This window comes from Bradyrhizobium sp. (assembly GCF_047605465.1).
Classification (GTDB): Bacteria; Pseudomonadota; Alphaproteobacteria; order Rhizobiales; family Xanthobacteraceae; genus Bradyrhizobium.
Genome location: NZ_JASGFS010000008.1, coordinates 1 through 24,763, shown reverse-complemented (window position 1 = coordinate 24,763; position 24,763 = coordinate 1). Strand labels below are relative to the sequence as shown.

At 65.2% G+C, this 24,763-nt stretch carries 29 protein-coding genes; 13 read left to right on the top strand and 16 right to left on the bottom strand.

Annotated elements, in window-relative coordinates:
* Positions 1–17: 17 nt before the first annotated feature.
* Positions 18–1,052: a glutamine synthetase beta-grasp domain-containing protein gene (locus QM712_RS10010; RefSeq protein ID WP_415022928.1), complete on the bottom strand. Its 1,035-nt coding sequence runs from the start codon at positions 1,050–1,052 to the stop codon at positions 18–20.
* Positions 1,053–1,589: 537 nt separating this feature from the next.
* Here QM712_RS10010 and QM712_RS10005 point away from each other — a divergent pair.
* On the top strand, positions 1,590–1,793 hold the full coding sequence (locus tag QM712_RS10005; protein WP_415022927.1) for a DUF2735 domain-containing protein: 204 nt from the start codon (positions 1,590–1,592) through the stop codon (positions 1,791–1,793).
* A 108-nt stretch (positions 1,794–1,901) separates the two neighbouring features.
* Here QM712_RS10005 and QM712_RS10000 read toward each other — a convergent pair whose 3' ends face one another.
* Positions 1,902–2,213, bottom strand: coding sequence for an MliC family protein (locus QM712_RS10000; RefSeq protein WP_415022926.1), 312 nt, complete (start codon positions 2,211–2,213; stop codon positions 1,902–1,904).
* An 89-nt stretch (positions 2,214–2,302) separates the two neighbouring features.
* On the opposite strand from QM712_RS10000, the gene QM712_RS09995 reads away from it, so the two are divergent.
* On the top strand, positions 2,303–3,046 hold the full coding sequence (locus tag QM712_RS09995) for a tyrosine-protein phosphatase (RefSeq protein ID WP_415022925.1): 744 nt from the start codon (positions 2,303–2,305) through the stop codon (positions 3,044–3,046).
* Between the two features lie 10 nt (positions 3,047–3,056).
* On the opposite strand, the gene QM712_RS09990 is transcribed toward QM712_RS09995, so the two are convergent.
* Complete coding sequence (locus QM712_RS09990) at positions 3,057–3,764, bottom strand: SGNH/GDSL hydrolase family protein (RefSeq protein WP_415022924.1); 708 nt, start codon at positions 3,762–3,764, stop codon at positions 3,057–3,059.
* Positions 3,765–3,882: 118 nt separating this feature from the next.
* Here QM712_RS09990 and QM712_RS09985 point away from each other — a divergent pair, with 118 nt between their 5' ends.
* The 3 genes from QM712_RS09985 to QM712_RS09975 all read left to right on the top strand — a co-directional run bounded on the left by QM712_RS09985 (position 3,883) and on the right by QM712_RS09975 (position 5,751).
* Positions 3,883–4,563 (top strand): SDR family oxidoreductase, encoded by a 681-nt coding sequence (locus QM712_RS09985; protein ID WP_415022923.1) that lies wholly within the window; start codon positions 3,883–3,885, stop codon positions 4,561–4,563.
* Between the two features lie 92 nt (positions 4,564–4,655).
* Positions 4,656–5,342, top strand: a complete 687-nt coding sequence (locus QM712_RS09980; RefSeq protein ID WP_415022922.1) for a DUF2161 domain-containing phosphodiesterase — start codon at positions 4,656–4,658, stop codon at positions 5,340–5,342.
* A gap of 103 nt (positions 5,343–5,445) precedes the next feature.
* Complete coding sequence (locus QM712_RS09975) at positions 5,446–5,751, top strand: hypothetical protein (protein ID WP_415022921.1); 306 nt, start codon at positions 5,446–5,448, stop codon at positions 5,749–5,751.
* Between the two features lie 78 nt (positions 5,752–5,829).
* On the opposite strand, the gene QM712_RS09970 is transcribed toward QM712_RS09975, so the two are convergent.
* Both QM712_RS09970 and QM712_RS09965 read right to left on the bottom strand, forming a co-directional pair.
* A complete protein-coding gene (locus tag QM712_RS09970; protein ID WP_415022920.1) occupies positions 5,830–6,441 on the bottom strand; it encodes a GNAT family N-acetyltransferase in 612 nt (203 codons plus the stop codon).
* Positions 6,442–6,591: 150 nt separating this feature from the next.
* Positions 6,592–6,993, bottom strand: a complete 402-nt coding sequence (locus QM712_RS09965; RefSeq protein WP_415022919.1) for a PaaI family thioesterase — start codon at positions 6,991–6,993, stop codon at positions 6,592–6,594.
* A 118-nt stretch (positions 6,994–7,111) separates the two neighbouring features.
* Between QM712_RS09965 and QM712_RS09960 the strand changes: the two genes are divergently transcribed.
* On the top strand, positions 7,112–7,900 hold the full coding sequence (locus QM712_RS09960; RefSeq protein ID WP_415022918.1) for a cobalamin-binding protein: 789 nt from the start codon (positions 7,112–7,114) through the stop codon (positions 7,898–7,900).
* 81 nt (positions 7,901–7,981) lie between these two features.
* On the opposite strand, the gene kynU is transcribed toward QM712_RS09960, so the two are convergent.
* The 5 genes from kynU to QM712_RS09935 form a co-directional block, all read right to left on the bottom strand.
* On the bottom strand, positions 7,982–9,184 hold the full coding sequence (gene kynU, locus QM712_RS09955) for a kynureninase (protein ID WP_415022917.1): 1,203 nt from the start codon (positions 9,182–9,184) through the stop codon (positions 7,982–7,984).
* Positions 9,185–9,192: 8 nt separating this feature from the next.
* Positions 9,193–10,032 (bottom strand): tryptophan 2,3-dioxygenase, encoded by an 840-nt coding sequence (gene kynA, locus QM712_RS09950; protein WP_415022916.1) that lies wholly within the window; start codon positions 10,030–10,032, stop codon positions 9,193–9,195.
* A gap of 34 nt (positions 10,033–10,066) precedes the next feature.
* Positions 10,067–10,876: an alpha/beta hydrolase gene (locus tag QM712_RS09945; RefSeq protein ID WP_415022915.1), complete on the bottom strand. Its 810-nt coding sequence runs from the start codon at positions 10,874–10,876 to the stop codon at positions 10,067–10,069.
* A gap of 253 nt (positions 10,877–11,129) precedes the next feature.
* The gene (locus QM712_RS09940; protein ID WP_415022914.1) at positions 11,130–12,407 is read right to left on the bottom strand and encodes an ArgE/DapE family deacylase; all 1,278 of its coding nucleotides are present in this window, start codon (positions 12,405–12,407) and stop codon (positions 11,130–11,132) included.
* A gap of 55 nt (positions 12,408–12,462) precedes the next feature.
* The gene (locus QM712_RS09935; RefSeq protein WP_415022913.1) at positions 12,463–13,188 is read right to left on the bottom strand and encodes a pyridoxamine 5'-phosphate oxidase family protein; all 726 of its coding nucleotides are present in this window, start codon (positions 13,186–13,188) and stop codon (positions 12,463–12,465) included.
* Positions 13,189–13,262: 74 nt separating this feature from the next.
* On the opposite strand from QM712_RS09935, the gene QM712_RS09930 reads away from it, so the two are divergent.
* Positions 13,263–14,732, top strand: coding sequence for a PLP-dependent aminotransferase family protein (locus QM712_RS09930; RefSeq protein WP_415022912.1), 1,470 nt, complete (start codon positions 13,263–13,265; stop codon positions 14,730–14,732).
* A gap of 70 nt (positions 14,733–14,802) precedes the next feature.
* Positions 14,803–15,048 carry a DUF6719 family protein gene (locus QM712_RS09925; protein WP_415022911.1) on the top strand — a complete coding sequence of 82 codons (246 nt, stop codon included), beginning with the start codon at positions 14,803–14,805 and terminating at the stop codon, positions 15,046–15,048.
* 11 nt (positions 15,049–15,059) lie between these two features.
* On the opposite strand, the gene QM712_RS09920 is transcribed toward QM712_RS09925, so the two are convergent.
* Together QM712_RS09920 and QM712_RS09915 are read right to left on the bottom strand one after the other, a co-directional pair.
* Positions 15,060–15,422, bottom strand: coding sequence for a hypothetical protein (locus tag QM712_RS09920; protein ID WP_415022910.1), 363 nt, complete (start codon positions 15,420–15,422; stop codon positions 15,060–15,062).
* A 33-nt stretch (positions 15,423–15,455) separates the two neighbouring features.
* On the bottom strand, positions 15,456–15,620 hold the full coding sequence (locus QM712_RS09915; protein ID WP_415022909.1) for a hypothetical protein: 165 nt from the start codon (positions 15,618–15,620) through the stop codon (positions 15,456–15,458).
* Between the two features lie 398 nt (positions 15,621–16,018).
* On the opposite strand from QM712_RS09915, the gene QM712_RS09910 reads away from it, so the two are divergent.
* Positions 16,019–16,219, top strand: coding sequence for a hypothetical protein (locus tag QM712_RS09910; RefSeq protein WP_415022908.1), 201 nt, complete (start codon positions 16,019–16,021; stop codon positions 16,217–16,219).
* Here the strand turns inward: QM712_RS09910 and QM712_RS09905 are convergent.
* A complete protein-coding gene (locus QM712_RS09905) occupies positions 16,209–16,757 on the bottom strand; it encodes a CreA family protein (protein WP_415022907.1) in 549 nt (182 codons plus the stop codon). The genes QM712_RS09910 and QM712_RS09905 overlap by 11 nt on opposite strands.
* Positions 16,758–16,954: 197 nt before the next feature.
* Between QM712_RS09905 and QM712_RS09900 the strand changes: the two genes are divergently transcribed.
* The 4 genes from QM712_RS09900 to QM712_RS09885 all read left to right on the top strand — a co-directional run bounded on the left by QM712_RS09900 (position 16,955) and on the right by QM712_RS09885 (position 21,041).
* A complete protein-coding gene (locus tag QM712_RS09900) occupies positions 16,955–18,667 on the top strand; it encodes a L,D-transpeptidase family protein (RefSeq protein WP_415022906.1) in 1,713 nt (570 codons plus the stop codon).
* Between the two features lie 90 nt (positions 18,668–18,757).
* Positions 18,758–19,327, top strand: coding sequence for a glutathione peroxidase (locus QM712_RS09895; RefSeq protein WP_415022905.1), 570 nt, complete (start codon positions 18,758–18,760; stop codon positions 19,325–19,327).
* Between the two features lie 163 nt (positions 19,328–19,490).
* A complete protein-coding gene (locus QM712_RS09890; protein WP_415022904.1) occupies positions 19,491–20,477 on the top strand; it encodes a polysaccharide deacetylase family protein in 987 nt (328 codons plus the stop codon).
* A 9-nt stretch (positions 20,478–20,486) separates the two neighbouring features.
* On the top strand, positions 20,487–21,041 hold the full coding sequence (locus QM712_RS09885) for a dihydrofolate reductase (protein WP_415022903.1): 555 nt from the start codon (positions 20,487–20,489) through the stop codon (positions 21,039–21,041).
* A 26-nt stretch (positions 21,042–21,067) separates the two neighbouring features.
* Here QM712_RS09885 and QM712_RS09880 read toward each other — a convergent pair whose 3' ends face one another.
* The 3 genes from QM712_RS09880 to QM712_RS09870 all read right to left on the bottom strand — a co-directional run.
* Positions 21,068–21,520 (bottom strand): DoxX family protein, encoded by a 453-nt coding sequence (locus QM712_RS09880; protein ID WP_415022902.1) that lies wholly within the window; start codon positions 21,518–21,520, stop codon positions 21,068–21,070.
* Between the two features lie 312 nt (positions 21,521–21,832).
* Positions 21,833–24,142, bottom strand: a complete 2,310-nt coding sequence (locus QM712_RS09875; RefSeq protein WP_415022901.1) for an NADP-dependent malic enzyme — start codon at positions 24,140–24,142, stop codon at positions 21,833–21,835.
* 239 nt (positions 24,143–24,381) lie between these two features.
* The coding region (locus tag QM712_RS09870) for an amino acid--tRNA ligase-related protein (RefSeq protein WP_415022900.1) at positions 24,382–24,763 on the bottom strand (382 nt) is incomplete at its 5' end.

Below are 24,763 nucleotides of genomic sequence, written 5' to 3'. Positions count from 1 at the left end.
CCCGGGCCGGGAGGATCTTAGGCGGCCGCCTTCTTGTCAGCCGGCACGGACGCGATCGTCTTCAGGATCTGCGAAGCGATCTGGTATGGGTCGCCCTGCGAGTTCGGACGGCGGTCTTCCAGATAGCCCTTGTAGCCATTGTTGACGAAGGAGTGCGGAACGCGGATCGAGGCGCCGCGATCGGCAACGCCATAGCTGAACTTGTTCCACGGCGCGGTCTCGTGCTTGCCGGTCAGACGCTTGTCGTTGTCCGGGCCGTAGACGGCGATGTGGTCCATCAGGTTCTTGTCGAAGGCAGCCATCAGCGCCTCGAAGTACTCCTTGCCGCCGACCGTACGCATGTACTCGGTCGAGAAGTTGGCGTGCATGCCCGAGCCGTTCCAATCGGTGTCGCCGAGCGGCTTGCAGTGGAACTCGATGTCGATGCCGTACTTCTCGGTCAGGCGCAGCATCAGGTAGCGGGCCATCCACATTTGGTCGGCAGCGGTCTTGGACCCCTTGCCGAAGATCTGGAATTCCCACTGGCCCTTCGCGACTTCCGCGTTGATGCCTTCGTGGTTGATGCCGGCAGCGAGGCAGAGGTCGAGATGCTCTTCGACGATCTTGCGGGCGACGTCGCCGACGTTCGAGTAGCCGACGCCGGTGTAGTACGGGCCCTGCGGCGCCGGATAGCCGGACGACGGGAAGCCGAGCGGACGGCCGTCCTTGTAGAAGAAGTATTCCTGCTCGAAGCCGAACCAGGCGCCGGCGTCATCGAGGATGGTGGCGCGCTTGTTGGAGGCGTGCGGGGTCTTGCCATCGGGCATCATGACTTCGCACATCACGAGCACGCCGTTGGTGCGCGCGGCATCCGGGAACACGGCGACCGGCTTCAGCACGCAATCGGAGCTGTGGCCTTCGGCCTGCTGGGTGGAGGAGCCGTCGAAGCCCCAGAGCGGAAGCTGCTCGAGCGTCGGGAACGACGCGAATTCCTTGATCTGGGTTTTGCCGCGCAAATTCGGAGTCGGCGTATATCCGTCGAGCCAGATGTACTCGAGCTTGTACTTGGTCATTGAGCCTCTCTGTAGATGATGCGAAAGGTGAGGACTGAGAGCCCCCGCACGTTGTACCCGGCCACCATCGGCCGCCCTTCTATAAGCATTTTGCGTGCCAAAAGGCCGCACGGCGGGCACTTATCCACCGTCGTCGTCCGGCGCGCCGGACCCGCGCCCAGCCCGCGGCCGCGTGCGTCATAGCAGCGCACCTTTCCGTGAAGCTGCACTGCAAAAATCCCGCGGAAAACGCCTGATTCCAGAGCACTGGAGGCCTTCCCCGAGGTTGCCGACTAAACGCGCATCAACGTCCAGCAATATTCGGGAAGTCTCCGGGCCGCCGCTCGCAACCTTCGCAATGGCCCAAGCGTTAGTCAGTGGAGCGGTGCCTTGGGGGAAGCAGAACGGTGACTGCCTACAAAATAGGCCAGAACTGATTTCCTTTTCAGCACTTTGCATTTCAGGACGCACGGCCGATATGGAGATTCCAGTAACCACACGCGAACGAGTCGGGCGCACCATGGAGGTCAAGGACTTCGCGCCAAAGGAGATAGTCGAATGATGAACAATGGTTTGAGTCAGGGATCTGCGAAGATCTACCAATTCCCGGTCGGGGGCCGTGCGGCTCTCGGGGGGCGCCGCTATGGCGAGACCGGCCTGCCGGCCGATCGTCTCTCTCTTCCCGTCAACGAGACGATCTGCAGCGGTAGCTGGTACCACCAGGAAGCAATCGAGGAAGCCAAGCCGAAATGGGATCGCTGATGCCTGCGCTTGGTCCAGTATCGCCGCACCTTTGCAAGGGCACGGCGGCAGTTTGAAAAAGGGTCGAAACAACGAGGTTTCGGCCCTTTTTGATTCCTGACGATCCCCTCAGATCAGTGCGCAGGCCGTCGCCGGCCGTCTCAGATGCCTGACCGTCGTCGTCCCGGTCTTGCCGATGGTCAGCGTGATGCCCGCTCCCGAATAGCGCGCTCCCGAGACCGAAAGCCGCTTGGCGAGAGTTACGGGCTCCCCATCGATCTGAAGGAAGGCGCGCTTGTCGGCGTCATAAAACCCAACGATGAACTGCGTACCATCGGTACAACGATAGGTCTGGAACGTCTGCGCATCCGCCTGCCGCGCGGTGAGGACCTCGCCCGCCATCAATGCGAGTGTCAAAATAATGGCCTTGTGCCGGCTCACGATCGCCCCCTTAGTAGACGTCAAGGACGCCCGCAGCGCGTCCGCCGGAAACATAGCCCAAGCTGGTCCCAAGAACGCAAGCTGATCCCATGTCAGACTCCCCCGCTCGCCATCTCGCCCTGCAGGGCGCCAGCAATTTTCGCGACCTCGGCGGCTATCCGACCGCCGATGGCCGCGTCACGCGCTGGCGGCACCTCTTTCGCTCCAACCATCTCGGCCAGCTCACCACGGCCGATATCGAGATCGTGCGCGCGCTCGGCGTCAGGAGCGCTTTCGATTTCCGCGGCGTCGAGGAGCGCGCCGCCGGCGTCTGCATGATGAACGACATCACCGTGCATTCGCTGCCGATCGAGCCGACGGTCGTGGCCGCCCTGCGCGCCGAGCTTGCCCAGGGCACGCTGACCGCGCCGGTCGCGCTCGACATCATGCGCGAGTCCTATCGCAACTATGTCCGGCACAACACGCACAGCTTCCGTACGCTGTTCGGCCATCTCCTGGAAGACCGCGCACCGCTCGTGATCCACTGCACCGCCGGCAAGGACCGCACCGGCTTTGCCAGCGCGCTGATCCTTCATGCGCTCGGCGTGCCCGATCACGTCATTGCCGAGGACTATCTGCTGACCAACCGGCACTACAAGCGCGACCTGTCGAGCGCGTCCGATCTGCCTGCCGACGTCCTCAACGCGATCGGCAGCGTCGAGGCCTCCTATCTCGCGGCGGCCTTCGAAGCCGTCGGCAGTGAATACGGCGACCTCGACACCTATTTGCGCGACGGGCTCAAGCTCGGTGCCGCGGAGCGGACCGCGCTCAGGGATCGTTATCTGCAGGCGTGACCCGGGCGCCTCAACTTCCGGGCGCCGCGGCTTTGGTGATCGCGGCGCTAAGCGCCTTCGATACGAACTGGGTGCTCCAGTCACTCTGATGCAGCTTGTCCGGATCGGTGGTGTCGACCAATTGCTCGAAGGACACGTTGTTCTGCACGTGCCAGTGCCGCATCAGGGCCCATCGCCGGAACAGATTCACCTCGGCGCGTTCGGCCGCGGCCCGGATGCGACGCACCATCCTGTCCGAGAGTTCAGCGCGATCATCCCATAGCATCTTCGTCACATATTGCGGATCGATCAGCAGAACGTCGAAGCCCCGGCCGCTCAGCCTGGCGAGCCCCTCCGCGATTTTTGCGGCGACGTCGTCGACGTCGTACTGGTCGTTGTGAAACACCGCGTTCGTTCCGACCTGCCAGATGACCAAAGCGGGGTTGTCAGGGTAAATATCGGTATCGAAGCGCTGCAATTCCTCGTTCGCTTCCTCTCCGCCCTTGCCCCGGTTCAGCACGTCGATCCGGATGGCCGGCCGCGGCTCGACGCCCTGGTAATGCTGCCTCAGATACATCTCGAGCCGGTAGGGATAAGGCACGACATCTTCTCGCCCTGCCGTGGAGGATGATCCCATCGCCACGATCCGCACGGGACCCGATCCGTTCACCGCCTGCCAGAAATGCTGCAGCGGAAATTTCAGATCCACGATCTCGGGCGGAAACTCGATATCTGACATTCAAGACCGTCCTGGCGACCCTAGGTTGCGCGGAACATTCAGCCCTGAAGGCCTCGCCGTTGCAAGTCCAATTCGCAGGGAGCAATAGTCAAGGCAGACCGAAGCGACGGAGAGCAGCATGCAGGGAAAAATCATAGCCGTGACCGGCGCGCTCGGAGCGCTCGGCAAGGTGGTCGCCGACATCGCACAGTCGCGCGGCGCGCGTGTTGCCGGCATCGATCATGCGCCCTCGCAGATTCCCGCGACCGCCGAACGCATCGAGATCGGCGGTGTCGATCTCTCCGACGCGGCCCAGGCGAAGACGGCGATCGAAGCTGCGGCTGCGCATTTCGGCGGGCTCGACGCGCTGATCAACATCGCCGGCGGCTTCGCCTTCGAGACCGTCGGCGACGGCGACACCAAGACCTGGCAGCGCATGCATGCTCTGAACGTGCTGACCGCGCTCAACGCCTCGCGCGCGGCGCTGCCTCACCTGGCCGCGTCCAAGGCCGGCCGCATCGTCAACATCGGCGCGATGGGCGCGCTCCAGGCCGGCGGAGGCATGGGTCCCTATGCGGCGTCGAAGGCAGGCGTGCATCGCCTCACCGAGGCGCTGGCGAACGAGTGGAAGGGCAAGGTTACCGTCAACGCGGTGCTCCCCTCGACCATCGACACCAAGGCCAATCGCGCGGACATGCCGAAGGCCGACTTCTCCAAATGGGTCACGCCGCAGGAACTCGCCGAGGTCATCCTGTTCCTAGCCGGCGATGCCGCCAGCGGAATGACCGGCGCGCTGATCCCGGTGAGCGGACGGGTGTAGCCGTCGATCGGATCGTCCGGGCTCGGCCCGGATTCAATTGGCGCCGGGAAGGCTCTAGACTGGCCGCAACTGATTCTCCGATCGGACACCCCGTGGAAACCGCGCTCTATCTGCCCGTCAAACGCTTCCTGGAAGAACTCGGCTTCACGGTGAAGGGCGAGATCGGCGGCTGCGATCTGGTGGGCCTCAGCGCCGGCGATCCACCGGTCGTGGTGATCGGCGAACTCAAGCTCGCCTTCAATCTCGAACTGATCCTCCAGGCGGTCGATCGCGCACCGGCGGGCGACGAGGTCTGGATCGCCGCGAGGATGTCGGCGCGCGGCAAGGGACGCGAGAGCGATGCGCGCTACCGCAATCTGTGCCGCCGGCTCGGCTTCGGCATGCTTGGCGTCACCGACCGCGGCCAGGTCGAGGTGCTGGTGAAACCGCCGACGGCGGCGCCGCGGCGCGAGCCGAAGGTTCGCTCGCGCCTCGTTGCGGAGCACCAGCGTCGCCAGGGCGATCCCGTACTCGGCGGCAGCACCCGTTCACCGATCATGACGGCCTATCGGCAGCAGGCGCTGGCCTGCGCGTCCGCGCTCTCCGACGGCCCGCGGCGCGTCCGCGAATTGCGCGAACGCTGTCCCGATGCCGGCAAGATCCTGCTGCACAACGTCTATGGCTGGTTCGCGCGGGCCGAGCGGGGAATCTACGGGCTGACGGAAGCCGGACAGGCAGCGCTGCGACGCTGGCCGCAGCAGAAGGTTGAGCCGGATTCGACCGTCGCGTCACCGCCCTGACATCTGACCGATGCATGACAAGAATGGCTGAAATGCCGCGACGAATTCATATTGCAATGCAACATATGCCGCACTAGGTATCCCGGATCAAAACGAGGCCCCTATGAGCGCAGATTGGAATACCAAATACGGCACGCGGCGCGTCCGCCACGATCCGCCGACCCTGGACGAGGCGATCTTTGCCGCCGTCGGCATCACCGACGATCAGGATCAGCAGGCCGAGATTGCCGCCGCTCTCATGGGGATGCCGCTCGACGTCGTTCAGGCCGAGGTGAAGAAGCAGGCCCGCACCAACAGCCGCATCACCGCCACGCGCGTGATCGCCGGCGAACAGGGCGCGCAGCGCTCGGTCGTGGTCGAACGTCGCGTCGTCCGCCGCTTCGGCAACGACAAGCGCATCGGCACCTGAACGCTGATTTTCAGCGACGCCCATACAAAAGCGGACCGGCCACGCCGGTCCGCTTTTTGATTCCAGTCCGCTTCCGCCTCAGGCTGCGCGATGGCCGTACATGCTGGAGATCAGCTTCCAGCAGGTCGAGTTGAAGCTGAGGAAGGCGCGGCCGGCCGTGAACGGCGCCGCCGCCAGATCGGCGAACTCGGCCTCCGGCGTCTTGGCGAGATCAATCGTGCCGGTCGATTCGCCATGGCGGAATTGCAGGTGCGCGCCGAACCTCTTCGCGAGCGCCCGCATGGCGTGGTTTTCCGCACCCGTGGTGATGCGCAGGCGCTTGTGGCCCTTCCAGCGCGCCTCGGCGATCAGGCGACGGAACAACACCGAGCCGACGCCCTGGCGGCGCGCGGATGCTTCCACGCTGAACGCCACCTCGGGCAGCGAATCGCCTTCCGGCGGATGCAGCTCCGCCGCGCCGCGAACCACGCCGTCGACGACATAGGCGACGATCACCGTGCCGTCCTCGGCGCAGCGGGCGGCATAGCGCTCGATGAAGCTGTCGTCGAGAAAGCCGTTGAAGCGGTCGTGCCGGCTCTCGGGATCGAGCCTCAGCAGGTGGTCGCGCAAGAGCGGCAACTCTTCCTGCTGGCTCAAGGTCCGCACATAGCCCGGAACGGACCTTACGCGGGTGATGTCTTCAAGTGCCACGTCAAAACTCCTCTTGGTATCCCTCGAGGAGGCGTTCGAATCCCTAGGCTTCCTATATTGTGCGTTGCAATATATTTTTCAAGATGAAGCGCTGCCCAAGTTAGAGGCACCTAGGGGACCAATTCGTTAACAAAATCAAGGCCCCCGTAATCATACGAGGACCAGCTGCGTCTGGGTCACCACGGCGACCAGCTTGCCGTCCTCGGTCTCCAGCCGGGTTGTCCAGACCTGGGTTCGGCGGCCCCGATGGACCGGCGTGGCGGTCGCGATGACCGTGGTTCCCTCCTTGGCTCCGCCGATGAAGTTGGTCTTGCTCTCCAGCGTGGTCGTGCCCTTGGCATCCTCCGGCAGGTTGATCACCGTCGCGGCCGCCCCGACGGAATCCGCGAACGCCATCACCGCGCCGCCGTGGATCGTATGGCGAAGCGTGCACAGATCGGGCCTCACGGTCATCCGCGCCACCACGCGATCCTTCTCGGCTTCGACGAATTCGACGCCCTTGAGCTCGGCGAACGGCATCTTCATCGCTTTAAGTTTCTCGAGCGGCGTCATCGGATCTCCTCCCAATTCGTTGTGACCTCAGCGTGAATCGCTCCGGGCGGCAAAGCAATGACGTCCGAGGTAATGGCCACGGTGACATCGGCCGGATCATTCTGCATATGGTCGCGCCATGCGCCACTTCCCGCCCCGCCGCATCGTGTGCCTGACCGAAGAGACCGTCGAGACGCTGTACCTGCTCGGCGAGCAGGACCGCATCGTCGGGGTGTCCGGCTATGCGGTGCGCCCTCCGCAGGTCCGCCGGGAGAAGCCGCGGGTCTCGGCCTTCGTGTCCGCGGACATTCCCAAAGTCCTGGCGCTGGAACCCGATCTCGTGCTGGCCTTCTCCGATCTCCAGGCCGGCATCGTCGCGGACCTCGTCCGCGCCGGCGTCGACGTCCACGTCTTCAACCAGCGCGACGTCGCCGGAATCCTGGCGATGATCCGCACGCTCGGTGCGCTGGTGGGTGTGGCGGCGCGGGCGGACGACCTCGCCCAGGGCTTCGAAAGGGGCCTCGCCGCGATCGCGGCAATGTCCCGCCCCTCGCCGCGCCCGAAGGTCTATTTCGAGGAATGGGATGACCCGTTGATCTCTGGCATCGGCTGGGTCTCCGAGCTGATCGAGATCGCCGGAGGTGAAGACATCTTTCCGCAGCTGCGCCACCAGCAGGCCGCCAAGGATCGCATCGTCTCACCTGACGCGGTGCGCCAAGCCCGTCCCGACATCATCCTCGCCTCCTGGTGCGGCAAGAAGGTCGTCCCTGCCCGCATCCGGGCACGCGACGGCTGGAATGAGATTCCGGCCGTGCGCGACGACCGGATCGTCGAGATCAAGTCGCCGATCATACTGCAGCCCGGTCCGGCGGCACTGACGGACGGTCTGGATGCCATCGTGGCGGCGCTGTGGGGTGAGCGCGCTTGAGGTCCCGAACCTCATCAGAGCGAGGCGGTCCATAACGTCTCTGCCGGGCGCTTCACTCGCAATTGCAGCGGGCCAGATGCTTTACGTCACCGCGTTCACCACCTGGTATTCGGGCCGTCGCCACACCTCGCCGGCGATCACCTCTTCGATGATCTCGGCCGCCTTCGTCACCTCGGCTTCGCCGACATAGAGCGGTGTAATGCCGAAGCGCATGATGTCGGGCGCGCGGAAATCGCCGATGACGCCCCGCGCAATCAGCGCCTGCATGGCGGCATAGCCGCCGTCGAACGCGAACGAAACCTGCGAGCCGCGGCGTTCGTGCACGCGCGGCGTCACCAGCTTGAGCGCCGGGCAGCGACGCTCGACCTCGGCGATCAGGAGGTCGCCGAGCGCCAGCGAGCGAGCGCGCAGCTCGGCCATGTCGACGCGATCCCAGATGTCGAGCGACGCTTCCAGCGCGGCCATCGCCAGCACCGGCGGGGTGCCGACGCGCATACGCTCGATGCCGCCCGCGGGTGCATAGGCAAGATCGAATGCGAACGGCTTGGCGTGCCCCATCCAGCCGGACAGCGCGGCGCGCGCCCGATCGGCGTGGCGCGGCGCGACATAGAGGAAAGCCGGCGCGCCCGGACCGGCGTTGAGATATTTGTAGGTGCATCCGGCGGCGAAATCTGCGCCGCATCCAGCGAGATCGACCGGCAGCGCGCCCGCGGAATGCGCGAGATCCCAGACGGTGACGATGCCGAGCGCATGGGCCTTCGCGGTCAGCCCCGCCATGTCGTGGCGGCGGCCGGTGCGGTAGTCGACCTCGGTGACGTAGAGCACCGCGATCTCCTCCGACAGGGACGCCTCGATCTCCTCCGGTGCCACCAGCCGCAGTTGATGGCCGCGTCCGAGCGTCGCGATCAGGCCTTCGGCCATGTAGAGGTCGGTCGGAAAATTGCCGGTGTCGGACAGCACACCCCTGCGCGACGGGTTCATGTCGAGCGCGGCGGCGAGTGCTTGGTAGACCTTGAGCGACAGCGTGTCTCCGACCATCACCGAGCCGGCTTCCGCGCCGATCAGCCGCGCGATGCGATCGCCGACGTGGCGCGGCTGGGCGTACCAGCCGGCGCTATTCCAGGCGCGGATCAGCTCGTTGCCCCATTCGGTCGTGATGACGTGCTTGACGCGCTCGGCAACCCCGAGCGGCAGCGCGCCGAGCGAATTGCCGTCGAGATAGGTCACGCCGTCGGGCAGATGGAACAGCGCCTTGGTGTCCTCATAGACGCGAAGCTTTGCCATGGACATCCCTACAGGATCGTACGCACGCGCCAGAGTTCTGGAAACAGCTCGACCTCGAGCATGCGCTTGAGATAGCTGACGCCACCGGTGCCACCGGTCCCGCGCTTGAAGCCGATGACGCGTTCGACCGTCGTCACGTGGTTGAAGCGCCAACGGCGGAAATAATCCTCGAAATCGACCAGCTTTTCGGCGAGTTCGTACAGCATCCAGTGGGTTTCTGGCGCCTCGTAGACGACACGCCAGGCCTGCAGCACGCCCTCGTTGAAACTGTGCGTCTCGCGCACATCGCGCGCCAGCACCGCCGCCGGCATCTTGAGACCGTGGCGATCGGCGAGCCGCAGCACCTCGTCATAGAGGCTGGGCGTCGCGAGCTCGGCCTCCAGCAGCTTCGTCGTCTCCGGATCGTGAGCGTGCGGCTTGAGCATGGCGTGGTTGCGGTTGCCGAGCAGAAACTCGATCAGCCGGTACTGACGCGACTGGAAACCCGAGGACTGGCCGAGCTGCGAGCGGAAACGGGTGTATTCGCTCGGCGTCATGGTCCGCAGCACGTCCCAGGCGTTGTTGAGCTGTTCGAAGATCCGCGACATCCGCGCCAGCATCTTCATGGCGGGCGAGACCTCGTCCCTGGCGATGGCCCGGCGCGCGGCGCTGAGCTCGTGGATGGCGAGCCGCATCCAGAGTTCGGTGGTCTGATGCTGGATGATGAACAGCATCTCGTCATGCGCTTCCGACAGCGGGTGCTGGGCGCCGAGAATGGCATCCAGCGCCAGATAGTCGCCATAGGACATGCGCCGGGCGAAATCGGTCTCGGCGCCTTCGCTTGCAGGATCGTAATCGCTGGACGTCATGACAGGCCCTTTCGATCGATCATCCCCGCTTCGCTCAATCGAGGCCGATCAGCCGCGAGGTGATCGGTGACGACGGATCCTTCAGTCCGTCGATGACGGTGAAATGGTTGAGCCCGGGATCCACGACGAGGCGCGTCGGCACGTCGAACCCGGTCCAGACATTGGCCATCAGATCGGACTGGCGGATGAATTCGGGCCGCTCGCCGCCTCCGACCCAGGCGGTGACAGGCGAATGCCCGCGAGGCAGATGCAGCGCGGCGCTTTCGAGCGTCGCCTCTTCCATCGTCATGCCGAACGTGTCGTTCATCCCTGTCTTCAGGAGCGGGCGAAGGTCGTGCAGACCACTGATCGACAGCGTGCCGGCGATGCGGTTGTAGACCGCAGGCTCGAGCCGGCTGTCGTCGCACAGCATGCGCGTGACGAGATGGCCGCCGGCGGAATGGCCGGCGAGCCGGATCGGTCCCGCGACGAGTGACGCCGCCTTGGCGGTCGCTGCGGTGATCTCGGCGGTGATGTCGGAAATGCGCGCGGCCGGCGTCAGCGTGTAGCTCGGCAGGGCGACGGTCCAGCCGTGATGTCGCGCGCCCTCGGCGAGATCGGTCCAGGTCGACTTGTCGAAGCGCATCCAGTAGCCGCCATGGACGAACACGACGAGCCCCTTGCTGTCTCCGTCGGGCAGGATCAGGTCGAGGCGCTGGCGTTCACCCGAGCCATAGGCGATGTCCGCACGAAAATCCCTGAGGCCGGCGCGATAGGCAGCGGCCCGCTCCGCCCATAGCGCCGGCAGCTTGTCCGAGCCCGGGATATGGGCCGAATTGGCATAAGCATCATCCCAATCGCGCATCATGTTTCCTCAGCGGACTCGGCGTGCCGCTGGACGGCAGTCTGCCACCGGCGGAGGCCGCCTCCTAGTCTTTATTTTAAGCTTAAAGTATTTGGGCGCGCCCGCGTTTCGGGCAGCTGACGGCAAGATATTTCCGTACACCCCAAGGAGGATCTGGCAGATCGTCATGGCGAGACGCGCAGCGGCGAAGCAATCCAGACTGCTCCCTGGCTCGGATTGCGCCGCTGCGCTCGCAATGACGACGGGAAGAGGCCTAGGCCCTCTCCACCCCGCACCAATCCGCGATGAACAGCGCCATCGCCTTGGTGGATTTCTTCAGCGACTCCAGATCGACATATTCGTTGAAGCCGTGCATTTCCCCACCGCTGGGGCCGAAGCAAAGACTCGGGATGCCGTAATTGAGACCGTAGAAGCGGGTATCGGTGAGCGCGGTGAAGACGAGGTCCTCGACCGCGCCGCCATACACGGTATTGAACGCCTTCCCGAAAGCGGCTTCCGGCGCCGCGGCGCCGGTCAGCTCGTAGCCTTCCGACAGGAAGCCGGACCATTCGATCTCCGGCGGATTGTTGGCAAGGAAGCGGTGGTTGCGCGCGGCGGCCGCCACGCAGGCCATGATCTCCTTCTGGTGGTCTGCCACCGACCAGCCAGGCAGAATGGCGATGCGGCAATCGACGTCGCACCAGGCCGGCACGCTGGAGGCCCAGTCGCCGCCCTTGATGATGCCGGGATTGAAATTGATGGGATGGTCGAGCGTCTTGAAATGGGGATCGGCCTTGGCACGCTCGTTCCACTCGATCTCGAGCTTCTGGATCGCCTGGATCAAATGATACGCCGCCATGATCGCATTCGCACCCGAGCCGGCGAAGGCGACATGGGTCGGGTGTCCCTTCACGCGCAGACGAAACCAGATCACGCCGACCTGCGAGCGTACCATCTTGCCGCCGGTCGGCTCCGGGATGAAGCAGGCGTCGGCGCGATAGCCGCGCTGCAGCGTCGAGAGCGCACCGACGCCGGTGCTTTCCTCCTCGATCACGGACTCGAAGTGGATCCGCGCAGTCGGCCTGAGGCCGGCGGCCTTGATCGCATCGAGCGCGTAGAGCGCGCCGATGGTGCCCGACTTCATGTCGCAGGCCCCTCGGCCGAACATCTTGCCGTCCTTGATCACGGGCGAGAACGGCGGGGTATCCCACAATTCCAGCGGGCCCGCCGGCACCACGTCGCAGTGGCCCTGGAGGATCAGCGATTTGCCGCCATTGGTTTGCGGCCGGTAGGTCCCGACCACCGAACGCGCCCTGGAGAAATCGTGCTCGATCGGGCCGAAGCCGCGCAGATCCCTGAGATCGTCGACATTGATGTGCCAGTCGTCGACCTCGTAGCCGCGCTGGCGCAGCAGGTCGCCCATCATGTCCTGGCACGGCCCCTCGGCCCCGCGGGTCGAGGGGATCGCGACGAACTGGCTGGTGGTCGCAAGCTGGGCGTCGAAGCCGGCATCGACGGCGTCGAGGATCCTCTGCTGCGTTTCGGCATCCATCAGGCAACTCCAATCGGGGTGTTCAGATCATCGATGGAGCGCAGGCTAGCCGATTTCAGCCCTTCGGGTACTGCACAAAATAGGCATCCCGCAATGCATCTTCGAGCAACCGGCCTTCGGAATAGCCATTCAGCGTCGCCGGCCGGCTCACGCCGTCGAGCAGTCGCGGACATGGCTCCGGCGCGCCGAGCACGGTGCGCACCGGAATGCGTTCCGCATAAATCGGCAGTTCGTAATCCTCGTCGTCGTCGGCGACACCTTTCGCGCGGACCTTGGCCGACGCCTCCTCGATCTCCATCGCGATGAAGGATGTAGCCTTGATCTCCTGCGTGTTGCTCGCCCGCAAGCTTGCCGTGCGGTCGGGGAAGAAGCGATCGACCATGGCGATCACCGCCCGCTCCTTCTCCGCGGGATCGGTGACGAGGTAGGCGGTACCGAACGCCATCACCGCGCGATAGTCGGCTGAGTGGTTGAAGCCGCAGCGCGCCAGCACGAGGCTGTCGAGATGGGCGACCGTGAGGCACACGCGCTCGCCCCTGGTCTGGTTGCGCAGCATGCGGCTGGCGCTCGATCCGTGCCAGTACAGCCTTGTGCCCTCCCGCCAGAAGAAGGTCGGCGTGCAATAGGGCTGGCCGTCGATGACGTAGGAGACGTGGCACAGCATCGAGGAATCCAGGATGCGATGCACCGTATCGTGATCGTAGAAGCCGCGGTCGTGACGGCGCTTCACCTGGTTGCGCGCTGACGTCGGATAGGACTCTTGGATCTCAGCTTGGCTCACGGCCGCTCCTGTCGGGATTGGAAGAATTCCAAGTAGTTGTACCGGCGCATTTGGTCTGCGATAGTGCCAATTCCATGCAAAAAATTCCGACCAATTCTCCGTCGCCGGCCAAGGCCGAGCTGCCGCTCGACCTCGCCGGGCCGCACATCACGGCGGGCGCGTCCGCTGCGCACCGGCTGTATCAGGCGCTGTGCGAGATGATCGTCGGTGGCCTCGTGAAGCCCGGCGAACCGCTGCCGCCATCGCGCACGCTGGCCAGGCAGACCGGCTTTCGTCGCAACGCCGTCGTCATCGCCTATGAGCGCCTGATCGCCGACGGTTTTGCCCAGGCCATCGTGGGCTCCGGCACCTTCGTCGCCGCGCGCATCCCTGCGCGCGCAGCCGCGCCGAAGAAGCCGAAGGCCGTCGTCGAGGCGCCGCGGCAAGGCGCGTTCTCGCTCGGCTGCACCCATATCGACGAGCGCGCCGTGCAGCGTTTCCGTGCCTTCGTCGGACGCCGCATGCGCGCCTTCGGAACTGAGCATCTGCATTATGGCGATCCCCGAGGCAGCCGCGAGCTGCGCGCGGCGATCGCCGATCATCTCCTCTCGGCGCGAGGGCTGCGCTGCGATCCAGACCAAATCATGCTGACGTCGGGCACGCTGCATGCGTTGCGCATCGTGCTCAGCGCAATCCTCAAGCCCAACGACCAGGTCTGGTGCGAGGATCCCGGCTATCCCGCGGCCCGCAAGACGATCGCACATTGCGGCTATCGCGCGGTGCCCGTCCCGGTCGACGAGCATGGAATGCGCGTCGCCAGAGGCCGCACCGCCGCGTCCTCCGCGCGCGCGGCCTATGTGACGCCCTCGCACCAGTTTCCGCTGGGCGTGCAGATGTCGATGCCGCGACGGCTCGAACTGCTGGATTGGGCCAGGCAGGCCGGCGCCTTCGTGCTGGAAGACGATTACGACAGCGAATTCCGCTATGACGGCGCGCCGTTGATGTCGCTCGCCGGCATCGATCATCTGCAGCGCGTGATTTACATGGGCACGTTCGCCAAGACGTTGTTTCCGGGGCTGCGCATCGGCTACTGCGCCCTGCCCGAGCGGCTGATCGCGGACGTCACGGCCGCACGCGCCGCGCTCGACCGCTTTCCCGCCACGCTGATGGAAGGTGCGGTTGCCGACATGCTCAATTCCGGCGCGTTTGCCGCGAACCTGAAACGCGTGCGAAAGCTCTATCGCGAGGCGCGCGACGCACTGGCTGAGACGCTCGAAGCGGCATCCGACGGTGTCTTGTCGGTCCCGGTGCCCTCGCAGGGCCTGCATCTGGTCGCCCGATTCGACCCGGCGGTCGATCCGTCAATCGCCGCGGCGGCGAAGCAGGCGGCCGGCGCGGAAGGCTGGCTGCTTGCCGATACCTACACGCGCACGCGGCCGCTGCCCGGTTTCGTGCTGGGATTTTCCGGGCACGCGGTTCCACTGCTCGTCGCATCGGCGCAGCGGCTGGCGCGGGAATCGCGCGCCGCCTTACGCGCGAAAGGCAAATCGCCACGGCGGGCGTGACAAAGCTTCACTATCAGAATCGCACCGCGCTCCCTAGATTGCGCGCTCGATGATGCCGGGATCCCACACCATGCTGCTGCGCCGCGCGACCTGCTGCTCGCTCCTGATTTCCATTGCGCTGGCTACGGCGGCGCGCGCGGGCACGGTGGGACGCGAACAGGACATCGTCGATCTCAAGCTCGGCCAGCGCGTGCTCGTGGACGACGGAACCTGCCCGGCCGGACAGGTCAAGGAAGTGCGCGGCTCGAAGATGACGGACAAGGGCGTCGCCCGCACCAGCGCTTGCGTGCCCCGGTTCGGTCCCAAATCGAAATAGGCGGGAACGCGTTATTTCGCCGGGTCGAACATGCACTGCAGGGTCGGCTTGGCGATCTTGGTGAAGGTCGGGCCGATCTCGCTCTGCTTGGCGGCCGGCACCCACTGGGTTTCGATGGTCGGCACGCCGGTTTCGCTGATGCCCCGCAACAACGCCTCGCGCAGGTCGTGATCCTCGACGACGGCGGCGGCATGATCATGCAGGCAGCCACACACCGCTTCCGGATGCTCCCAGCGCCCCAGCATGTGCGGCGCGCACTGGCGCACGAACTCGCTGCGGGGATCGGGCAGCCTGCTGGGAGCACGCACCTGCGCCTGGACGGCGTTCATCGTCAGAAGAGTTACGAATGCCGCGGCGCAGAGACGAACAATCATGATGGCCTTGCCGGCTGATTTTCTTGTTGGCGATCAGAAGCGCGCTGCGACGATGATCAGCTGCGCTGGCGCAGTTGTGATCGGTGAGCCGCTATATTCGAAGGTGCCGACACCCGGCAGGTTGCCGTCGATCGAGCCCGCCACCGAGGGGCCCATGAGCGCAAAACCGAAAGCGAGGATGTAGGCGAGCGCGCGCATGAAGTTTCTCCCGGTTCCGCCGTCGTCGTTGGTAACCTGATAACCATGCTCGGTTTCGTGCGTGATGCGCCAAAAGCGGAAAATGGTTTCGTCGAAGCGAGACGTGTTTCATCCGCCAGGCGGCGATGAAACATTCGGCGAAAAACCTCAATCATTTCAGACGAGCCGAACGGCGACGCCGAACGGGCTGAACGATGCATTCGGGCTCGAAGCGGGTTCCGCGTGCGGGCGCGGATATGCTTCGCCTCAAAGGTTTCACACGCATTTTACGTTTGTCTGCTGAAGAGAGCGCGAACGAAGGCTGGCCGGCTCGAACCGGGGACGCATCGGCGGCGACCAAAGCCATCGGAACAAGGAGCCCGCATCACACGATCGGGCACGCATGAGGGATGGCCGTCATGACAGCGGCAGATCGCGCAACGGCGCGCGAGGCGGACCAATTGTCGGACCGCGCCGATCGACAGCCCGTTCGCAGCCGCGCCGGTTCGCCCGGCGCGATGACGCTGCAATCGAGCCGCGGCTATGAAGCCGTGCCGCAGATGTTCGTGCGGCTGACCGGCTCGCATCTCGCGGCCAGCCGCAAACACGTCACTGAGTGAAGAAGTCGCCGCATTTCTGGATGTTGGCGTCGGCCGGCCCCCACGGCATGATCGGCACGGTCGAAGTCGAGTTCTTCGGCGAGCCTTCGATCAGCCTGTCGGAATAGACCATGTAGACCAGCACGTTGCGCTTGGCGTCGCAGCCGCGCACGATCTGCATCTTCTTGAAGAAAAGGGACCTGCGCCGGCGGAACATGTCGTCGCCCTGCTCCATCTTGTCCCTGAACTTGATCGGGCCGACCTGCCGGCAGGCGAGCGAGATATCCGACACTTCCTCGGCAAGGCCCAGCCAGCCCTTGAAGCCGCCGCGCTCCGGCACCGTGAAGTGACAGGCGACACCCTCGACCTCCGGATCATCGATGCCATAGGTCGCGAGCTTGTCGTTCGGGCTGAGCCATTTAAACACGGTGGATCGGCGGAAGATCAGATCCGGCTCGTCGGCAGCGACCGCGCCGGTCGCTGGAACTGCCAGAAGCAGGAGGAATAAGATCAAACCTTTCAAGCGGATGCTGGAAAGTGCGGGCAAACGAGATGACATGAAGTTCTCCGGTAACAAGTCCTCGCAATGTAGGCATGCAAACGCCGATCAGGAGGGCTCCCACATCCTCCGTTTACCGGTCCGTGAGGCTTTTTTGCTACGGCTTGGACAAAAGTCGCTGATGGCAGAACCGCCATGCTGGTGAACGCGTATCCCCTCTGCGAGACTAACGTCTGATTTGAATTGTGGATTCGAGGATGAATAGCGTGAACGGGTCCCGTTTTTCTGCCGCACCGGCGCGGCTATGGCAGATCGCCATTTTGACGGCAGCGGGCGCCATCGGCACGACCAGTCAGGCTGACGCAGCGTATTATTATTGGACGGACTATTCCGACGGGTCCTACTACACGCGACAGGAACGGCACCCTGACATTCCGCGCCAGAAGCCGCAGAAGCGCGGCGCGGCCGGCAAGAAGGATGGCGTCGCCGAGAAGGAGACCGGAACCAAGCCGCAGGGGCCACTGGTCATCGTGGTCTCGATCGACCGGCAGAAGGTGACGGTCTACGACACCAACGGCGTGTTCGCGGAATCGCCGGTGTCGACGGGCATGAAGGGCCATTCGACGCCGATGGGTGTGTTCAGCGTCATCCAGAAGCACAAATTCCACCACTCCAACATCTACAGCGGCGCGCCGATGCCGTACATGCAGCGGATCACCTGGTCCGGCATCGCGCTGCATGCCGGCGTGCTGCCGGGTTATCCCGCCTCGCACGGCTGCATCCGCATGCCGATGGCGTTCGCGGTGAAGATGTGGAACTGGACCCGGATGGGCGCGCGCGTCATCGTCTCGCCCGGACAGATGACGCCGCAACATTTCGCGCATCCTCTGCTCGCCTCCGTCCGCGTGCCGCCGCAGCCCGTGGTGAGCCTCGCGCCACAGACGACCGTTGGCGACAAGGCCGACAAGGGTACGGCGGAGACCAAGGCCGCCGACGCAAAGCCGATCGAGACGAAGACCGCCAGCGCCGACGCCGTGCTCGAGCTTCGCTCGACGGTCGGCCATGTCGTGATGTCCGATGTGACGACCGGCAATGCGCCGGTCCGCGAGGACGCTGCGGCCCCGGCCGACAAATCCGAGACGCCTGCGACAATCGCTGACGCGTCCGAGCAGGCGAAGACGCGAGCTGACGAGGCGGCGAAGGCCGCTGAGTCGACCTCTCCGGACACGAAGTCAGCCGCGACCGCCGACGCGACCAAGGCAGCGACGGACGAGAAGCCTGCCGACAAGGTCGAAGCCGCCACGGCTGAGCCCGCCAAATCCGAAGCCGCCAAGCTCGAGCCCGCGAAGCCGGACCCGGCCAAAGCCGAGCCGGTCAAGGCAGAGACCGCCGACACCGCGAAAAAGCCCGACGCCTCCGTCGCGGCGACGGCGCCGGCCGCTGCGACCGATGCGAAGAAGGACGAGACCCGCGTCGCCGATCCCGCACCCGCTGCGAAGCCGGACGCCCCGAAGCGGGCGGGCCAGATCGCGGTCTTCATCAGCCGCAAGGATTCCAAGCTCTACGTGCGGCAGAATTTCGCGCCGCTGTTCGAAGTCCCCATCACGATCGCCCCGAGCGACCGGCCGCTCGGGACCCACGTCTTCACCGCCGAGGTCGACAAGACCGATCCCAACGCGCTGCGTTGGTCGGTGCTGTCGATGCCCGTCTCGGTCCGCTCCGCCGAGCGCGAGAGCGACAGCCGCGTCACGCACCGCCAGCGCAACGCCGCCGTGATCCCCGTCGCCGCCAAGCCGGTGATCACATCGGACAGCCCGGCCGAGGCGCTCGACCGCCTCTCGATCCCCGCCGACACCATGGCAAGGATCAACGAGATGCTGACCACCGGCGGTTCGATCATCGTGTCCGACCAGGGCATCAACCAGGGCGAGACCGGCGAAGGCACCGACTTCATCGTCCGCCTGCGCTGAGCCCGCGACCGCCCGCGATAACGCGGTGTTGAGCACGCGAACCGCCTTGGCGGAGTAACGTGCCCGCGGATCATTTCGGGGGACGCCGTCATGATGAACCGCAGAACCGTACTCACCGCCGCAGCTTTCGCCGCGGGAGGGTCCGTGACTCCTGCACTGGCCGACAGCGGCATGAGTCGGATCCCCGCCTATGCCTTCTCCTTCGCCGCCTTGTCCGGCGACGACATCCGCCTTGCGAGCTTCACGGGACGACCGCTGCTGGTCGTCAACACCGCCTCGCTCTGCGGCTACACTCCGCAATATGCCGGGCTCCAGGAGCTCTGGAGCGAGTTTCGCGAGCGCGGGCTCACGGTCATCGGCGTCCCTTCCAACGATTTCGGCAGCCAGGAACCGGGCGGCACGAGCGAGATTTCCGAGACCGCGCATCACCAATATGGCGTGACCTTCCCGATCGCGGCCAAGGCCGTCGTGGTCGGCGCGAAGGCGCATCCCTTCTACAAATGGGCCGCGGACGCGCGTCCGAAGGACGTTCCGCGCTGGAACTTCCACAAATACCTGATCGGCCGCGACGGCTATATCGCCGAGGTCTTTCCATCCGCGGTCGAGCCGACCGATACCCGGATCAAGACCGCCGTGGCCAGGGCGCTGGCCGACAGTTGAAGCCTGTGTCCAACACGCCTGGGCACAATTGTGGCGCGGTGCCAAACAGCCGTTGCAATGGCGAGGGCCCACCATCTAGGCTAGGATCACCAGGGGCAGGATGAGTTTCGCCGGAAGCGAAAAGCCACGGCGGAACAACGGGATCAATCTCGAGGACAACACCATGCGTGTGGCGGCAGGACTGATTTTGGCAAGCGCGATGTCTGTTGCGATGGCAGGCGCTGCATGGTCGCAGACCCCGGCCGCAAAGCCTGCGCCCGCCGCGCAGGCGGCACCAGCAGCCCCGGCCGCCGCACCCGCGCCGAAGGCCGCCGTCGCCAATCCGGCCCCGCCGCAGCAGCCGGCACAGCCGGCGCGCGCCGCCTGCAACAATCCGAACGCGCTCGGCGTCGCTCGCACCGTCGAGATCGACACCACCGGTGGTCCCGGCTTCGGCTTCGAGCACTTCAAGGAGCTCGACTTCCTGCGCGACCACGAGGTGGTCCTGACCTTCGACGACGGCCCCTGGCCGCGCAACACGCCCGCGGTGCTGAAGGCCCTCGCCGATCAATGCACCACCGGCATCTTCTTTCCGATCGGCCTGCATTCGACCTACGAGCCGGAGATCCTGAAGCAGGTCTATGCCGCCGGCCACACCGTCGGCGCGCACACCTGGTCACACGCCAATCTCAACAACAAGAAGCTGACGGAACAGCAGAAGAAGGACGAGATCGAGAAGGGCTTCAGCGCCGTGAAATGGGCGCTCGGCGGCATCGCGCCCGCGCCGTTCTTCCGCTTCCCGGCACTCCAGCACCCGCCCGAGATGGTCACCTATCTCGGCAACCGCAACGTCGCGATCTTCTCCTGCGACCTCGACTCCTTCGACTTCAAGGCCTCCAAGCCCGAGAAGGTCGTCGATACCGTGATGAAGAAGCTCGACAAGCTCGGCAAGGGCATCATCCTGATGCACGACTTCCAGAAGCACACCGCCGAAGCCCTGCCCGATCTGCTCAACCGTCTCAAGGCCGGCGGGTTCAAGGTGGTGGCGATGCGTGCCAAGGCGCCGGTCTCGACGCTGCCCGAATACGACCAGGAACTGCTGAAGGACGTCAAGCTGCCGACCGTCAGCCAGCGCCCGGTCAATTCGGTGGTGACGACCGTTTCCGAATAGCCGTTCCCATTGTCTTTCCGTTTCGAAGGTTACGTCATCGTCTCCGCGGACGGCATGCTTGCCGACGCGACCCGCGTCATGCCCGACAGCCTGAAGTTCGAGGGCGACAAGCGCTTCTTCGAGCAGGCGCTCGATCGCGCCGCGCTGATCGTGCACGGCCGGCATTCGCACGAGGGACAGCCGAACTCGCCCAGCCGCAAGCGGCTGGTCCTGACTCACAAGGTCAAGGCCCTCGCCGCCGATCCGGAGATGCCGAACGCGACATTGTGGAATCCGGACCATGCGCGCTTCGAGGACGCCTGCGCATTCGCCGGCGTCGCCTCCGGCACCGTCGCGATCATCGGCGGTCCTGTGGTGTTCGACATGTTCATGGAGCGCTACGAGACGTTCTGGCTGTCGGAGGCCCCGCAGGTGCGGCTACCCGGCGGCGAAGGCTGCTTCCTGGGTGTCCCGGAACGCTCGCCGCACGAGATCCTGACCGCCCACGGGATGAAGCCCGGCGCGCCCTATGTGCTCGACGCGGCGCACGACGTCACGGTCACACCCTGGCGCAGGCCCGGCTAGCGCCGCGCGGGCGCCTGCGGAAGGAGCTAGACGTCGCCGTAAGCCGCCTCCACCGGGCGGGTGGCACGGCCATAGCCGATGATCATGCAGAGCGCGCCAATGATCGAGAGGTTCTTGAGCGCATCGACCAGCATCTTGGCGTTGTCGGGCGCCGCCTGGTTCCAGAAATCGTAGAACAGCACGGTTGCGACCGCGACATAGACGATCAGCAGGAACGCGAAGAAGCGCGCGCCGAAGTTCAGCGCGATCATCAGGCCCGCGATGATCTCGAGGCCCCCGACCGCGATCGCCAGCAGTTGCGGCGTGGTCATGGCGGTCGCCTGCTCGACCTGCTTCGCGTAGGGCGCGATGACGTCGGGCACCACGACCTTGGTGGCGATGAAATCCGCCGTCGCCTGGATGGCGAACAGCTTGGTGGCGCCCGTGTAGATGAACAGCACGGCGAACAGGATTCGCCCGAAAGTCACGAACGCTGGCATGATCGGCCTCTTGGCAATGCTCTAAAGCACGAACGCTTGATGGGATTATGAAGAGTCCGTTTGAGGTTTTCAAACAGGGAAATGGAGAACTGCAACTTATTCAAAATCGGACGTGCGCTGCGAAGGGTTGGCGCTCCCTGGCGGAATCGAACCGTGGACGGCGTGGCCTTCGTCGCTCTCGGAGTCCTGGCCGGGCTTGACCAAGCCGGCCACGGCGTCACGCGTTGCGCGGAGAGACGTGGATGCCCGGCTCAAGCCCGCGCATGACGAGGAAGCGAAGCGACCGCTCCCTCACCCCGACCGGGCGAAGCGCTAGGTGAACAAGGTCGGCTGCTGCCGTGCAGCACGTTCCTGCGCTTCGACCACGGCGACGGCGGTCATGTTGAGGATGCCGCGTGCGGTGACCGACGGGGTCAGGATGTGCGCCGGCCGCGCCGGACCGATCAGGATCGGGCCGACGGGAAGCGCGTCCGCGAGCGACTTGATCATCTGATAGGCGACGTTGGCGGTATCGAGGTTCGGCATGATCATGATGTTGGCCTCGCCCTCGAGCTTGGAGTGCGGCAGCACCATGCGGCGCGCGGCGGCGGACAGCGCGGTGTCGCCCTGCATCTCGCCGTCGGCCTCGATCTCCGGATGCCTCTCCTTCAGGAGCTGGGTCGCCCGCCGCATCTTGCGCGAGGAATCGGTGTCGTAGCTGCCGAAATCCGAGTGCGAGACGAAGGCGATCTTCGGCTTGATGTTGAAGCGCTGCACATGCACCGCGGCCAGCGATGCGATTTCAGCGAGCTCCTCCGCGCTCGGATTGGGCCGGACCTGGGTGTCGGCGATGAAGAAGGCGCCCTTGCTGGTGATCAGCAGCGCCAGCGCGGCATAGTCGCTGACCCCTGGCGAGAAACCGATGATCTCGCGGACATGGCGAAGGTGATGCATGTAGCGGCCTTCGACGCCGCAGAGCATGGCATCCGCCTCCCCGCGCGTCACCGCGAGGGCGGCGATCACCGTGTTGTTGGTGCGCACCACCGTGCGCGCCGCATCCGGAGTGACGCCGCGCCGGCCGGCGACCTCGACATAGGACTGCACGTAGGAGCGATAACGCGGATCGTCCTCGGGGTTGACGAGATCGAAATCCTTGCCGGCCCGGATCGAGAGGCCGAAGCGCTTGATGCGCGCATCCACCACCGAGGGACGGCCGACCAGGATCGGCCGCGCCACCTTCTCCTCCAGCACCACCTGCGTCGCGCGCAGCACGCGCTCGTCCTCGCCTTCGGCATAGATCACCCGCACCGGCTGGGTCTTGGCCTTGGCGAACATCGGCTTCATGACGAGGCCGGAGCGGAACGCGAAGCGCTCGAGCAGCGCGGTGTATTCGTCGAAATTGGTGATCGGACGCGTTGCCACGCCGGATTCGATCGCCGCCTTGGCGACGGCCGGGGCAATGCGCAGGATCAGGCGCGGGTCGAACGGGCTCGGGATCAGCGAGCCCGGGCCAAAGCCCTGCGTCTCGCCGGTGTCGAAGCCCTGCGCGACCGCATCCGACGGCGCCTCGCGCGCGAGCTGCGCGATGGCCTCGACGGCGGCGTGCTTCATCTCCTCGTTGATCGCGCTGGCGCCGACGTCGAGCGCGCCGCGGAAGATGAAGGGGAAGCAGAGGACGTTGTTGACCTGGTTCGGATAGTCGGAGCGGCCGGTGCAGATCATGGCGTCGGGACGGACTTTCCGCGCCTCCTCCGGCATGATCTCGGGCGTCGGGTTGGCGAGCGCCATGATCAGGGGCTTTTCGCCCATCTCCTTGGCCATCTCGGGCTTGAGCACACCCGGTGCCGAAAGGCCGATGAAGATGTCGGCACCGCCGATGACGTCGGCGAGCGTACGCTTGTCGCTCTTCTGCGCGTAGACCGCCTTCCAGCGATCCATCGACGTGTTGCGGCCCTCGTGCACGAGGCCGTCGATGTCGCAAACCCAGATGTTCTTGCGCTGGGCGCCCATCGAGACCAGCAGGTTGAGGGTCGCGATCGCGGCCGCTCCCGCACCGGACGCCACGATCTTGACGTCGGACAGCTTCTTCCCGTTGAGCCGAAGGCCGTTGGTGATGGCCGCCGCGACGATGATCGCCGTGCCGTGCTGGTCGTCATGAAAGACCGGGATCTTCATGCGCTCTTTCAGCCGCGCCTCGATCTCGAAACACTCCGGGCCGCGGATGTCCTCGAGATTGATGCCGCCGAAGGTCGGCTCGAGCGCCGCCACGGTCTCGACCACGCGATCGATGGTGTCGGCCGCGATCTCGATGTCGAAGACGTCGATGCCGGCGAATTTCTTGAACAGGACGGCCTTGCCTTCCATCACGGGCTTGGAGGCCAGCGGGCCGATATTGCCGAGGCCGAGCACTGCGGTGCCGTTCGAGACCACGGCCACCAGATTGGCGCGGGTGGTGAGCGTGGCGGCTTCCGCGGGGTTCTTGGCGATCTCGGTGCAGGCAGCGGCAACGCCCGGAGAATAGGCAAGCGCGAGGTCGCGCTGGTTGGCGAGAGGCTTGCTCGCCTGGATCTCGAGTTTTCCGGGGCGCGGCAGGCGGTGGTAGGCCAGAGCCGCCTGGTGGAGATCATCAGAATAGGACGACATGCGGTGTCTCGCCTCGCGTTACCGGCCTCGAAATCAATGTCCTGACCGGACCACCGCACGGACGGTATTCCGGGTCATGGAAACCGGATGAAGCACGGCCGGCGGCTCGGTGGCAACATCCGAATGCAACCCATGCACTTCACTTGTCGTCATGCCGGGTGCTCAAGACGAGCATGCCCGGGACAAGCCCGGGCATGACGAATTCCTGACACGCGTGCCGCGCGCGGAGCGCGGCGTGGTCACTTCTGCGGCAGGTTGACCCGCACGTGCAGTTCGCGGAGCTGCTTGGTGGTGGCTTCCGAGGGCGCGCCCATCAGCAGGTCCATGGCCTGCTGATTCATCGGGAACAGCGAGATCTCGCGCAGGTTCGTGGTGCCGCAGAGCAGCATCACGATGCGGTCGACACCCGCCGCCATGCCGCCATGCGGCGGAGCACCGTACTGGAAGGCGCGGTACATGCCGCCGAACCGATCGACCACTTCCTGCTCGCCATAGCCGGCGATCTCGAACGCCTTCACCATCGCTTCCGGCACGTGGTTGCGGATGCCGCCCGAGGCGATCTCGTAGCCGTTGCAGGTGATGTCGTACTGGAACGCCTTGATGGTCAGCGGATCCTGCGAC